At 53.8% G+C, this 13,261-nt stretch carries 12 protein-coding genes; 5 read left to right on the top strand and 7 right to left on the bottom strand.

The window, feature by feature from the left end:
* Positions 1 to 64 precede the first annotated feature (64 nt).
* Positions 65 to 2,530: a glycoside hydrolase family 31 protein gene (locus tag F1381_RS15375; RefSeq protein ID WP_151735724.1), complete on the bottom strand. Its 2,466-nt coding sequence runs from the start codon at positions 2,528 to 2,530 to the stop codon at positions 65 to 67.
* Between the two features lie 210 nt (positions 2,531 to 2,740).
* On the opposite strand from F1381_RS15375, the gene F1381_RS15370 reads away from it, so the two are divergent.
* Positions 2,741 to 3,496 carry a tryptophan-rich sensory protein gene (locus F1381_RS15370; RefSeq protein WP_151735723.1) on the top strand — a complete coding sequence of 252 codons (756 nt, stop codon included), beginning with the start codon at positions 2,741 to 2,743 and terminating at the stop codon, positions 3,494 to 3,496.
* A 76-nt stretch (positions 3,497 to 3,572) separates the two neighbouring features.
* Here the strand turns inward: F1381_RS15370 and F1381_RS15365 are convergent, their stop codons facing one another.
* The 6 genes from F1381_RS15365 to F1381_RS15340 form a co-directional block, all read right to left on the bottom strand.
* Positions 3,573 to 3,953: a RidA family protein gene (locus F1381_RS15365; RefSeq protein WP_151735722.1), complete on the bottom strand. Its 381-nt coding sequence runs from the start codon at positions 3,951 to 3,953 to the stop codon at positions 3,573 to 3,575.
* 115 nt (positions 3,954 to 4,068) lie between these two features.
* Positions 4,069 to 4,731 carry an oxidoreductase gene (locus F1381_RS15360; protein WP_151735721.1) on the bottom strand — a complete coding sequence of 221 codons (663 nt, stop codon included), beginning with the start codon at positions 4,729 to 4,731 and terminating at the stop codon, positions 4,069 to 4,071.
* 42 nt (positions 4,732 to 4,773) lie between these two features.
* Positions 4,774 to 6,045: an MFS transporter gene (locus tag F1381_RS15355; protein WP_151735720.1), complete on the bottom strand. Its 1,272-nt coding sequence runs from the start codon at positions 6,043 to 6,045 to the stop codon at positions 4,774 to 4,776.
* 114 nt (positions 6,046 to 6,159) lie between these two features.
* A complete protein-coding gene (locus F1381_RS15350) occupies positions 6,160 to 7,557 on the bottom strand; it encodes a sensor histidine kinase (RefSeq protein ID WP_151735719.1) in 1,398 nt (465 codons plus the stop codon).
* 157 nt (positions 7,558 to 7,714) lie between these two features.
* Positions 7,715 to 7,963 carry a hypothetical protein gene (locus tag F1381_RS15345; RefSeq protein WP_151735718.1) on the bottom strand — a complete coding sequence of 83 codons (249 nt, stop codon included), beginning with the start codon at positions 7,961 to 7,963 and terminating at the stop codon, positions 7,715 to 7,717.
* A gap of 76 nt (positions 7,964 to 8,039) precedes the next feature.
* The gene (locus tag F1381_RS15340; RefSeq protein ID WP_151735717.1) at positions 8,040 to 8,243 is read right to left on the bottom strand and encodes a CsbD family protein; all 204 of its coding nucleotides are present in this window, start codon (positions 8,241 to 8,243) and stop codon (positions 8,040 to 8,042) included.
* 449 nt (positions 8,244 to 8,692) lie between these two features.
* On the opposite strand from F1381_RS15340, the gene F1381_RS15335 reads away from it, so the two are divergent.
* The 4 genes from F1381_RS15335 (at position 8,693) to F1381_RS15320 (ending at position 13,170) form a co-directional block, all read left to right on the top strand.
* Positions 8,693 to 9,601: an FMN-binding protein gene (locus tag F1381_RS15335; protein ID WP_151735716.1), complete on the top strand. Its 909-nt coding sequence runs from the start codon at positions 8,693 to 8,695 to the stop codon at positions 9,599 to 9,601.
* Positions 9,602 to 9,650: 49 nt separating this feature from the next.
* On the top strand, positions 9,651 to 11,528 hold the full coding sequence (locus F1381_RS15330; RefSeq protein WP_151735715.1) for an FAD-dependent oxidoreductase: 1,878 nt from the start codon (positions 9,651 to 9,653) through the stop codon (positions 11,526 to 11,528).
* A 196-nt stretch (positions 11,529 to 11,724) separates the two neighbouring features.
* The gene (locus F1381_RS15325) at positions 11,725 to 12,174 is read left to right on the top strand and encodes a hypothetical protein (protein ID WP_151735714.1); all 450 of its coding nucleotides are present in this window, start codon (positions 11,725 to 11,727) and stop codon (positions 12,172 to 12,174) included.
* A gap of 15 nt (positions 12,175 to 12,189) precedes the next feature.
* Positions 12,190 to 13,170, top strand: a complete 981-nt coding sequence (locus tag F1381_RS15320) for a polyprenyl synthetase family protein (protein ID WP_151735713.1) — start codon at positions 12,190 to 12,192, stop codon at positions 13,168 to 13,170.
* Positions 13,171 to 13,261 lie beyond the last annotated feature (91 nt).

Below are 13,261 nucleotides of genomic sequence, written 5' to 3'. Positions count from 1 at the left end.
TCTACCGGTACATACAAAAAGAGTGTTCCAGGGCTCCGGCCCTGAAACACTCTCTCCTTGGTTTCTATTCATCCGCTGCCGCATCGCGGGCCGCCCGGATCAGCAGCTCCCCGCCGGCCGGGTCGTCAGCGGCCTGTACAATAATCGCACCATTCTTACCGTTTCGCGCCCAGCCTGTGCGTCCTTCGTCAAGCTGCTCCAGCGTAAGCTCGGACAGGCCGTCAACCGCCGCTGCGGCAAAGAACGGATAGCAAAGCGCAAAGCGCAGCAGCTCTCTGCGCGGAGCGTACTCACGCACCTGGTAGGACCAGTTGATCCGTAAAGCCCGTTCTTCTCCGGCGGCGGTTACCGCAAGCTGCGAATACTGCCCGCCCCTGTAAGCGAAGCTGTGTCCGTCATCTTCATATAATGTATAAGCAGCAGTAAAGCCTTCTTCCGCCTCGGCGCCGTACAAATGAAAGGTTACCGCCTCTTCCTGTTCTTCCAGCGCATACTGTTTCAGCGGACCTTCGGCCACCATGCTGCCTGCCTTCACATACATCGGCATAATATGCAGCGGAGCAGCGGCAAGAATGTGCTGTCCACCCGCATGAACTTCACCGTCCCAATAATCCAGCCAGCGCCCAGCGGGGAGGTAGACCGAGCGGTGTTCCGTGTCCGGACGGTAGACCGGTGCGATCAGCACACCCTCGCCCAGCAGGAACTGGTCACACAGATTATACAGATACGGATCACGCGGATATTCCAGAATCAGCGGCCGCATGACCGGCAGTCCGGTCATCTCCGCTTCATGGAACAGATTGTACAGGTGCGGCAGCCAGCGGTAGCGCAGGCTGATGTAATCCCGCAGAATCGTCTCTACTTCTTCTCCGAACGACCAGGGCTCCTGACGGAGCGTGCCGATGGAGGAATGATTGCGGCAGTACGGGAAGAATACGCCCATCTGCGTCCAGCGCACCAGCAGCTGCGCGGAGGTATGGTGGGCGAATCCGCCAATATCAGGGCCTGAGAAGGCAAGACCGGAGAGGCCCATATTGAGCACCATCGGCATCGCCATCGCCATATGCTCCCAGAAGCTGCGGTTGTCGCCGGTCCAGACGGCGGCATAACGCTGGATGCCCGCATAGCCCGCCCTCGTCAGCACAAAGGGCCGTTCGCCCTGCATATGCTCGGTCAAGCCTTCATACGTCGCCTTTGACATCATCATTCCGTACAGGTTGTGGTATTCCTCATGGGTTACCGGACGCCCGTTGTTGAAATGCATGACATCAAGATCCATCGTCTTGCTCTCATTGAATACCGCCGGCTCGTTCATATCGTTCCAGATGCCCTGGATGCCGAGATCGGTGTAGAACTTGTGCAGATCACCCCACCATTCGGCCGCCCGGCTGTCGCTGAAGTCCGGAAATGCACTGATGCCCGGCCAGACTTCCCCGAAGAAAATATCCCCTTCCAGCCGCCGGCAGAAATGCTTGTTCAGTACCCCTTCCTTGTACACCTCGTAGTTGGGGTCCTTTTTGACGCCCGGATCGACGATCGGCACAATGCGTATCCCCAGTTCACCCAGCTCTGCAATCATTTTCTCCGGCTCGGCGAAATTGATGGGATCAAAGGTGAAGACCCGGTATTCGTCCATGTAATGGATATCGAGATAGATGACATCGCATGGAATCTGCTTCTCGCGGAAGGTGCGGGCCAGCTGCAGAACCTCCTGCTGGTTCATGTAGCTGTAACGTGACTGGTGGTAGCCGAGCGCCCATTTCGGCGGCAGCGGAATGCGGCCGGTCAGAGACGTATATCTTTTGACTACATCCTTCATTTCCGGCCCGTTAATAAAATACATGTCGTAGGCCCCGGTGGAGCAGCCGATCGAGAACGCCACCCCATGGGAACGCATATCGAAGTCGCTGCGGCCTGTGTTGTCCAGGAACAGCCCGTAGGAAAGGTCATCGTGCATATGAATCAGCAGCGGAATAGACTCATAGAGCGCTTCGATTTCCGGCAGGTGCGGGGCGAACACATCCGTATTCCAGTTCGTATATTTCTCGCCGCGCTTGTCCAGAAAGCTGGATTTCTCACCTAGACCGTAGAAATGGGAGTCCGGCTGCATATCATATTCCGCATGGCTGGCGCCGCGCGGATTCCAGCTGACCGCATTTTGCTCCATAATCACCTTGCCCTCACGGTTCTCCACGCGGATCTCAAAGTTCGACTTAACAATGGTTAACCGGATCGCGCCGGTAGTGAAGATCAGCTCATTCTCCGTTTCCTCCGCCGGGAACCGATGAGGAATGCAGCATTCCGGCAGCACTGCCGGGCTCGTCGTTAAATCAGGAGCCCGCCCCCGGAATACCTTCATCCGGAACATATCGTCCCCCAGGAATATAAAGACGATCCCGCCGCGCTCCCCATGGCAAATGTAGATATTCTCCGCCCGCTCCCACGACACCATGCTGCCCGGAGTGGTCCAGGTCTCCTTCATGATCAGTGGTCCGACTTTCTCGGGGCGTATCGCTTCACTGCTCTCCATTACTGTTCGTCCCCCTTCCGGCTGCCGCCGAATTTGTGAAAATACACATCATACATATTTACCCCGACTTTCCGGGCTGCTATCCTTCAATCTCCGTTGACCTGCCGGTCATTTTTTTTGGGGAATTAGTCTGAACCGCAAACAATGCGGGTATATTCTAGATAGACCCGGGACCCGTCTTACCAATTCATAGGATAGGAAGTGACCGACTTGAACCGCACTAACCCTTATAAATGGTGGAACCTGTTGTTCTATCTTGGCGTCATTGCCGTCAATGTGCTTTCGGTAGCACTGCCGCTTGGCGGAAGAACCACCGGCGAAATCTCCGACCGTTACCACACTTATTTCACGCCGGCCGGCTATGCCTTCAGCATCTGGTCGCTGATCTATGTGCTTTTGGCCGGATTTGTGATCTACCAGTTCCGCGGGGCAACCGGTTCACGCGATTCGGTACGCTCCATCGGCATCTGGTTTATGCTTAGCTGTATCTTTAATATGGGCTGGCTGATTCTCTGGCATTATCTTTATATCGAGCTGTCCCTTGCGGTTATGGTTCTGCTGCTGGTATCGCTGATCGTCATCTACCGGAAGACGCGGGCAATTACCGCTCCGTCCACCGGCGAGAACTGGCTGCTACGGCTACCCTTCAGCATCTACCTCGGATGGATCTCCGTCGCTACCATTGTCAATGTCAGTATTGTGCTGGTAAAGAATGACTGGGGCGGCTTTGGTCTCAGCGGGATCACTTGGGCAGTAATCATGCTGATCGTGGGCACGCTGCTGGCGGTTCTCGTCAGCTTCCCTCACCGGGACAGCATTTACCCCCTGATCTTCGTCTGGGCCTTTATTGCCATTGCTGTTGAACAGCGGGAGACAGGCAGCGTCTTTATCACTGCGCTGGTTGCCGCCGGACTGCTGCTGCTATACAGTCTGTGGCTGCTGTTGACACCGCGCCGCCGGCGTTAATCCGGCTCTTAGCGCACAGCAAACAGGCTGCCCGCCATTTCAATGGCGGAGCAGCCTGTCTGTTATTGCAGAAACATTATTTCTTGCGGGCTACCACTTCGATTTCCACCAGGCCGTCCTTCGGCAGACGAGCCACTTCTACGGCGCTGCGCGCCGGATACGGCTCCGAGAAGAACGTGCTGTACACTTCGTTCACAGCTGCGAAATCATTCATATCCTTCAGGAATACTGTCGTCTTTACCACTTGCTCCAGAGTTGCCCCCGCTTCCTCAAGAATGGCCTTCACATTGCTGAGCGATTGACGCGCCTGTTCCTGGACGCCTTCGGCCAATTCTCCCGTTTCCGGATTCAGCCCGAGCTGGCCGGAGGTATAAACCCAGCTTCCTGTAACAATTGCCTGGCTGTACGGGCCGATCGCTCCCGGCGCCTTCGTTGTAGCCACCTGTTTCTTACTCACGATACGCTCCTCCTGTCGGTACACGGCGGTTGCCCTATGTACGCATGTATTATGTCCCATTGTACGCCGCCTTGGCTGCATCATGCAAATCAATCAGCCCGGGCTGTTCCGGTTATCAGCGCCCGCCGACCACGTGAATCACATCATTCGTATAGATGTGTACTCCTCCCGTATTGGCCGAAGCGATATTGACCATGGCCCGGGCGACTTTAGCGCCGGGAATCGCCCGGTACTTGGCCGCCTGGCCGACCATGGCGAAATCGAGCGCCTTCATAAGCACGGCCGCCGCACGTTCCCCCAGCCGGAATTCCTCGCGGTCCCCGAGCAGCAGCGACGGGCGGAAAAGATGCAGACCGTGGAACTGGGCCGCAATCAGCCCATCTTCGGCTTTGCCTTTGGTGCGGCTGTAGAAGTTACGCGATTTGGCGTTCGCTCCCATCGAGGATACAGCCAGAAACTGCTTCACGCCGCACTCCTTGGCCAGCCTGGCGGCGGCCAGCGGATACTCCAGATCGACACGTTCAAAAACAGCCTGCGAGCCAGCTTTCTTGATCGTCGTCCCCAGACAGCAGAACACGGCTGCAGCTCCCGTAAATTCTTCCTTATATTGCCCGATCCGTTCCCAATCCACGATGACCTGCTTCAGTTTCGGATGCTCAAAGGGCAGCGGACGGCGGACCAGCACACGGACCTCCGTCCAATCACCCGCCAGCAGGTCTTTGGTCACTGCCTTGCCGACAAGGCCTGTGGCCCCCAGCACTACCGCTATCTTCACCATAACGCGCCTCCTTTTACCGGCCATAAAGAGCCGCTTCGATAACTAATCCTTAAGAACCCGGCGTCCCAGAAACAGAGCAAGGACAAGCATCAGCACACCCACCAGCAGCTGCATACCGTATACCTGCGTCCAGTGCGGCCAGTCTGTAATCCATTCATATATTTGTCCCCCGAGTACCGGACCGAAGAATGCTGCCAGCCCTGTAAGCGCCGCATACATCGCCATATACATCGGACGTTCCCGTTTCGGGGTGTCTCCGATAATGAAGTTGAAAGCCAGCTGGTTGAAACCGCCTACACCAATCCCGAACAGCATGTGGGCGGCGAACAGCACCGGCAGCAACGGCAGCACGGACAGCAGGCCCCACAGCAGCGAAGAGACTGCAATGATCGGCAATGTAAACAGCAGCAACCTTTTGTTGCTGTACCGGGCGTTCAGATTGCCCCACACATAGAAGCTGGCCATCATCAGGACCGTCTGCGACACATTAAGCAGCGACAAGGTTTCATACCCCAGATGCAGCAGCTCCAGCATAACGTACGAATACAGCGGAACCGTAATGTTCTGCAGCAGCAGCCATGCGGAGAGAAACAGCGTCGATTTCATAAACAGCCGGTCGTGAAGCGGTTTCTTAACCATCGGCAGGAAGCTCGTCTCCTCCGATTTCTCGAACGGGACATCCGGGTAGAAGAAAAATACCACGATATTCAGGAAAGAAAAAATCCAGACCACAATATAGAGAATCAGAAATCCCTGTCCGCCGGGATAACGGTCCAGCACAACGCCCCCGCCATACATGACGAGACTCCCCAGCGCATTCAGCAGCGTATTCCGGATTCCGAAGTAGCGCCCGCGCACGCGGGCCGGCACAAGATCGCTGATTACGGAGTTCCACAGCATGCCGCCTGCCGTGTTAGCGATAAATGCACTGGTATACAGGATGATAAAAGCCATAACCCAGTATTCACGCGGAAAAAGAAACGGAACTAATCCCGTAGAGACCCACAGCAGCCGCTGCAGGCCGATAAAGGTCACCAGCGCCCATTTACGGCTGGGCAGCCGCTGGATCAAATATGCTACACCGATCTGTGCTACATTGACCAGCGTGGTCAGCGCCAGCACAAAGCCGATTTGTCCGGAGCTTGCGCCCAAATAGAGCAGATAGCCGGTCAGGAACTGCCCCTGCAGCAGCACCTGAAAGATTGTGGAAGGAATCCCCTCAATGGTGGCAATCTGCAGATTTCTGCGGTGTAACGAGGGCTTGCGGCTGCGCTTGCTGCGTCTGCCGGGCTGCCCGCTAAGCATGATGTTCATGGGGTCATGACACTCCTTCTTGCAGCTTTGGCTTCATTCTACTCAGTGGCAATCCACTGTCAATAAGACAAAGCTACAATTCGGATTGGAGCTTCTGGCAAAGGAGCGGATGCTTCAATAAGGCAGGTAGAGCGAGAACCGGCTGCCGGTCCCTTCCTCGCTCTGCAGCGTGATGAATCCTCCTAGCAGCCGGGCCAGGTCGCTGCTTATGGACAGGCCAAGACCCGTCCCGCCGTAGCGGCGGCTAATGGCGGGGTCTGCCTGCTGGAACATTTCGAAGATCAGACTGTGCTTCTCGGGGGCAATGCCGATCCCCGTGTCCGATACATCAAATACAAGCCAGCGTGTATGTCCATCCTCTGCAGTATGCTCCTCCGTCCGGACCTTGAGCTCAACGGAACCGGTCTCCGTAAACTTAAAGCTGTTGGCCAGCAGATTGCGGAGAATTTGCTGCACCCGTTTAGGGTCCGTGGTAATCGTTGCCGGGAGGTCATTATCCAGGGCTATAATGAAATCCAGCTTTTTTTGCTTCGCAACAATATCGAACTGCAGCGCCAGCAGCTCAGGAATTTCGCTGACATTCAATTCCTCCAGCATAATGTCCAGCTTGCCGGCTTCCACTTTGGATAAATCGAGAATATCATTGATCAGCGCAAGCAAATCTTCTCCCGAATGCTGAATCACTCCGGCGAATTCGCTGATTTCCCTGCGGCTGAGCGACTCCTCATTCTCCTTAATCAATTGGGACAGGTTGATAATGCTGTTCAGCGGGGTACGCAGCTCATGCGACATGTTGGCCAGAAACTGCGACTTGTACTGGGAAGCCAGCATCAGCTGCTGCGCCCGCTCCTCCAGTGCCAGCTTATTCTTATGCAGCTCCTCCGTCTGCGCCGACAGCATGCGGTTGGCTCTGATAATCTGGCCCCGCTGCATGTGCTCCAGATGAAAGTCGCGGATGATCATGGCAAATAAAAGGCTGAGCACAAAGCCCGCCGGCAGGGTAATAGGCATAATCTTTGTAATATACTCGTGAGCGGGAATAACCCCAAAAGCCGCAATGTTAACCACATTGATTACGTTCACCAGCACAATGGTTACAAAGCCTTTCCAGCTCATCGAGGCCTGCGAGCGGCGGATCCACAAGCTTAAGGCGGCACATACGAAGCCGAGCAGCGACAAATTAAGCACCCCGACCCAAGCGGCCTCAGTAAAACCGAAGGTCAGACGCATCAATCCGATGCCTATGCCGATCAGAATAAGCGTAAAAGGATGCGGGTAAGCCAGCGTAGAGATCATCAGAGGCACAACCCGCAGATCGAAAATGACATGGTCGTCAAGCCTGTAGCCGAACAAAGAGCTGATCCATCCGGCAAAAATTGCCAGGACAACCCAGCTCGTCTGCTGAATCCGCTGCGATGCATGCGAGAGTGTATGCTTGTATATCAGGTTCGCCAAATAAGCGAGAGTTATCAGGATGGCGGTATTCACAAAGAATATTTTGAGATATTCCATAGCTTCACTCCTGCTGCATGTGAAAAGGCAGTTATTTTACTCTCCATACTAGCATATATAAGAAGTTGAATATACAAAATCGTTCTTTCATAGAATAGATATGTACTGGAAAAAAGACTCCTCTTGCAAACAGTTGTTCACAGAAGAAGAGCGCAAATCAGATGCGATTCGCGCTCTTCTTGTGAAGAGGAAACCAGGGCCAGGCCAGATTTCTCCGCCTTGGCGATTGCTCCTCCCGTTGCCCGTTATGGAGCTCCGGCTTCATAGCTTCCTCTGCCTGGTCATATTCAGCCGGCACAGTATAGTACCGGGGGTGGTATGTGCAGATCATATCTCCTTCGAGCGTAATCACCCGATCATTATGGATTTCTATGATCCGTCCGGCCGCAACATGGAATTTGTCCATAAGACACCGCCTCTTCTGGCATGTATGACCGTAATGTTACTGAGGCTTGATTGTATCCAGTCAACCGTGCGGCCGATCAGCTGCGGAGCGACTGTTCCCAGCTGCGGTATTCCGCCTCGGCATCGTCCTTAGAGTGTCCGTAGCGTTCCTGCAATTTGCCGATCAATTTATCTTTTTCACCGTCAATAACATTGAGGTCGTCATCTGTGAGCTGGCCCCATTGCTTCTTGGCTTCGCCTTTAAACTGCAGCCATTTCCCCTTGATTACGTTGCTGTCCATTATCTGCTCATCTCCTTAAGTAATTAAGTATGGTCAGAGGCTCGTGTCCTGAAATATAATTACCCTTGGCTCCAAGGGCTGAATCGAATCTGAGGCGCGTGCCGGGGAAGTCGTTTTTTGTCACATAATATACTTTTTCAGCGGGTAGTCTATTTTTTTAAAATTTGATATAATTCATTTGCAAGTTAAAACTTAGATTTTTAAGTGATTATTTTCACATGACATATCAGCAGAGATGTGCTAGAATGCCATCGGAGTCGAAACGAAATGATTAAATTTTTTCATAACGTTTACCGATATATGTAGGGGGATTGCTACAATTGCCCGTCAAACCCTCTGCTTATAGTGACATTTATCATTTATAAAGTGATTTTTATCACTTCCAGAGCTATTAAAATGTTTTACATTTTAATATATATATTTTAAACTATTTTTGGAGGTCATTTCAAATGAAGAAAGCTTCTGTTATCTTGTCGAGCGCCCTCGTACTGGGCACACTGCTCGCAGGCTGCGGCGACAACAACAACGCTGCAAACAATGCAGCAGGCAACACTGCTACCAATGCCCCAGCTGCCAGCGAGGCACCGGCAACCAACTCCGGCAACACCGCCGAAACCGGTCAATATCAGGATGGCACTTACTTCGCCACTGTTCCTGTTGATGCTGAAACCGGCTGGCAGACTTTTGCACTCCTTACTGTTGAAGGCGGCAAAATCACTGCGGCTGACTGGAACGCATTCAACGTGAACAACGCAGGCGACCTGAAGAAGAAGGTATCCGAAGACGGCAAATACGGTCTGGTAGAAAAGGGCGGCGCTCAGGCAGAATGGCATGAACAAGCAGCCAAAGCAGAAGCATTCCTGATTGAAAAACAAGACCCTGCAGCTATCGCATTCGACGGCGAAGGACATACCGATGCCGTATCCGGCGTATCCGTACACGTTAACGACTTCGTAGAAGCAGCTACAGCAGCACTTGCAGCCGGCCCGGTTGAAGTTGGTCCTTACAAAGACGGCGGATACCATGCAGAAGGCGAAATGGACGCAGACTCCGGCTGGAAGTCGACGGTTGACGTAACTGTTGCCGGCGGCAACGTAGTAGCCGTTAAATTCAGCGGCCTGAACGCTAACAACGAAGACAAGAAGCAATACTCCATCGACGGCAAGTACGGCATGAAAGCCGGCGGCGCTTCCGCTGAATGGCATGAAGAAATCGAGAAGGCTGAAGATTACTACCTGCAGAACGGTGCTGCCCCTACTCTGGATGCTGAAGGCAAGACTGACGCGATTTCCGGCGTATCCATCCATGTAGGCGAGTACTTCACACTGGTAGAAAAAGCACTCGAAGGCGCGAAATAATTATTCGCAACCCTCTTGCAGTTAATCAGACAAACGAGGTGAGTTTCTCTTGAAAAGAATAGTCATTTTGGGCGGCGGCTACGGCGGCGTACTCACGGCTAAGAAACTAGCAAAGAAATTTAAAAACGACAACAATGTAGAAATTAAGCTGATCGACCGGAATCCCTATCACACTCTGCTGACTGAGCTGCATGAGGTTTCTGCGAACCGCGCACCGGAAGATTCGATCAAGATTGACCTGAAGAAGATTTTTGCAGGTCTCAAAGTGGATGTAGTGCTTGACGAGATCAGCAATATCGATTTCAAGAACAAGAAGCTGCAATCCGAAAAAGCATCCTATGCCTATGACTACCTGGTTATCGGCACAGGCAGCAAGCCGACATTCTTCGGCATTCCCGGAGCGGAAGAGAACACCTTCTCCTTCTGGTCTTACGACGATGCCGTTACGCTGAAGCGCCAAATCCGCGATATGTACACCCTCGCGGCCAAAGAGAAGAATCCTGCGGTTCGCCGCTCCATGCTGACCTTCGTCATCATCGGCGCCGGCTTCACCGGCATCGAGCTGGTCGGCGAAATGGCCGAGCAACGCGATGAGCTGTGCAGAGAGTTCTATATTGATCCGTCCGAAGTGCGGCTGATCGTAGCCGATATGGCTCCGAAGATTCTGCCGATCCTGCCGGATAAGCTGATCCAGAAGGCCGAAGCCCGTCTGCGTAAGCTGAACGTGGAAATCGTGACCGGCGCCAAGATCACCGAAGTGGGCAAAGGCAGTGTAGCCCTTGGTGCGAAGAACGTCGTCGATGCACAGACAATCGTCTGGACTGCCGGTGTTGAAGGCTCCGAAATTGTCGGCAGCCTGGATGTACAGCAGCAGGGACGTAAACGTATCGTTACCAATTCGCATCTGGAAAGCGTGGACCATAAGAATGTTTATGTCGTAGGGGACAACATTTTCTACATCCCTGAAGGCGAAGAACGTCCGGTCCCGCAGATGGTTGAGAATGCCGAGCAGGCTGCTCCGCTCATCGCCAAGAATATCGAAGCCGATATTAAAGGCACTGAGAAGAAGGCGTATAAGCCGGCTTTCCACGGAACGATGGTTTCCATCGGCAGCCGTTACGGCGTAGCCAACGTCGGGCTTCCAGGCAAGCTGTTCATGCTTACCGGATTCCTGGCGATGCTCTCCAAGCATGCGATTAATATGCTATACCTGTCCCAAGTGGCAGGCTTCAATAAAGTATGGACTTATTTGATGCATGAAATCTTCCATGTCGAGAACCGCAAGAGCTTCGTCGGCGGATATTTCTCCAAGCGGTCGCCGAACTTCTGGCTCGTTCCGCTGCGTATGCTGCTCGGCGGCATGTGGCTCTATGAAGGTATCGACAAGCTGAAGAAGATATGGGAAGACCCCGATAAGATCTTCCTGATCCCGGCAGCTCCGTTCGCTGACGCTACTTCCGCAGCCAGCCAGGCCGTGGATGCCGTTAAGACAACGGTTGACGCACAATCGGCTGCTTCCGCAGTTACTACTGCAAAGGAAGCCGTTGAAGCCCTTCCGGTTCCAGGCTTCGTCTATGACATTACGAACTGGTTCATGGATCTGATGTTCTACAACAATGACGGAACTTATACCTTCCTGGCGAAGTGGTTCCAAATCGGCATGGTTTGCGCCGAAATCGTCTTCGGCATTATGCTGATCGTCGGTCTCTTTACAGCGATTGCTTCCATTGCAACGATAGCGATGGCCGTCATGATCTGGTCTACGAAGATGGCCTCGACCGAGATGCTCTGGTATGTAGGCGCAGCTATTGCCTGCATCGGCGGATCGGGCAGCACCTTCGGTCTCGACTATTATGTTCTTCCTTGGCTCAAGAAGCAATGGAAGAAGATTCCGCTCGTAAGGCGCTGGTACCTGTTTACGGACTGACGCTCAGCCTAGGCTGCATGATAGCCAAAGATAAAAGCATGAAAGCTTACCTTAGCTGAATATGTTATTCTTAAGAGTAATGTGTCCTTGTGACACATTACTCTCCTTGTTTAACAAGGTGAAAGTGCAACGGGTTTTGTGGGATCATCAGGGACATGGTTGCTTCCGGCAAACCCGACAAGAAGGAGAGGATCTTGTGAACAATCAACTTATTACAGATACTTTCCGGCTGCTGGAGGCTGAAATGTCGCCCATTGCCGGAATTCAGCTGCATCTCTCTCCGGCGGAATGCGAGCCACTGCTCCCGGCACTGGACGGCAATGATCTGCAATATGAACGCAAAGTTCATCTGCTCGGTCTATATATCATTCTTACTTTAGCCGCCAGGCGCCATCAGGAATGCATCCCGCATCATCCCGATCTGACCCGCAATATTTTGGATGGCGATTATCTGTACAGCTTGTATCTGCAGTTTGCCATTAAATACCGTGAACTCGATCTCGTCGCCTATCTGGCGCCTTCCATCAAGAAGCTGCAAATCAGACGTTCAAATGGAGACTTTGCGGAGCATAATCCGGCGGCTGAAATGTCAGAGTACCTCCTCCAGGAGCGCCGGCAGCGGGGCCGTGCAAGCAAAGCCATTTGACAGGTGGGACAACCAATGAAGCTGCATGAAGCACTACACATAGATCTGAACGAAATCAACCGCGAGATTGAAAATCTCGTGACCCGCGATAAAGATGTTCCCAAGCATTCGCAGCTGGCGCAAAGCATTCTGGAGCTCGTCCGCTCCGGCGGCAAACGTCTCCGTCCGCTTCTGCTCATCGTTGGCAGCCGTTTCGGCCCCTCGGCTCCGGGGCGGAGGGTGCTTCAACTGGCCGCCGCCGCCGAATTCATTCATGCGGCTTCTTTGATTCATGATGATATTATCGACGGGGCCGAGCTGCGGCGCGGCGAAGCTGCGCTGCATATGAAGACCGGCGTGCTCTCCGCCGTCCACATCGGCAACTATATGTCATCCAGAGTCATCGAGCTGCTCAGCAAATATACCGGGGACAAGAACCGGTATGTGCACGATCTGTCCGCAGTGGCGACCGCACAGCTCTGCCTGGGAGAGTACCAGCAGCTGGCGCATGCCTACGATTACAGCCTGACCATTGAGGACTATCTGGAGAAGTCGCGCAATAAGACTGCCCTGCTCATGGCTACCTGCCTGCGGGTCGGCGCTCTGGCCGCTGAAAGCTCCGAAGAAGTGGCCGGGATTCTGTACCGCTTCGGTGAAGCGCTGGGTATGTCCTTTCAAATTCAGGACGATCTGCTGGACTTCACCCAGTCGGCTGATGTGCTCGGCAAGCCGGCCGGCAGTGACCTGCAGCACGGGCAAGTCACGCTGCCGGTGCTGTTCGCCCTGGAAGACGAGTCTATTGCACCGGCTATCCGCGCTATCGGCCCTTCCTCATCGCCGGAGGAGATCACCCATGTGCTGGAGCTGATCAGCGGCAGCGGCGCGCTGGCCCGCACCGAGCAGTTCAGCCGGGAGATTCTGTTCGAAGCCGAGAGGCTGGCTAAGCAGTTGTCCGGCTACCCGGCTTACAGCGATCTGCTGACGCTGCTGGAGTATTTCTCGGGCCGCGACCGCTAAAAAGTGCAGCAATGGCACTGAGCCCCGGACACTCCACTGTGAACGGCAGCTCACCAGCACCATGGCAGGGCATCCCAAAAGCCCTGTCATC

Origin of the sequence: Paenibacillus tengchongensis (assembly GCF_008973665.1) — a bacterium.
Classification (GTDB): Bacteria; Bacillota; Bacilli; order Paenibacillales; family Paenibacillaceae; genus Paenibacillus_AQ; species Paenibacillus_AQ tengchongensis.
Note: the sequence above shows the minus strand (reverse complement) of the source record. Positions and strands in the feature narration are given on the sequence as shown.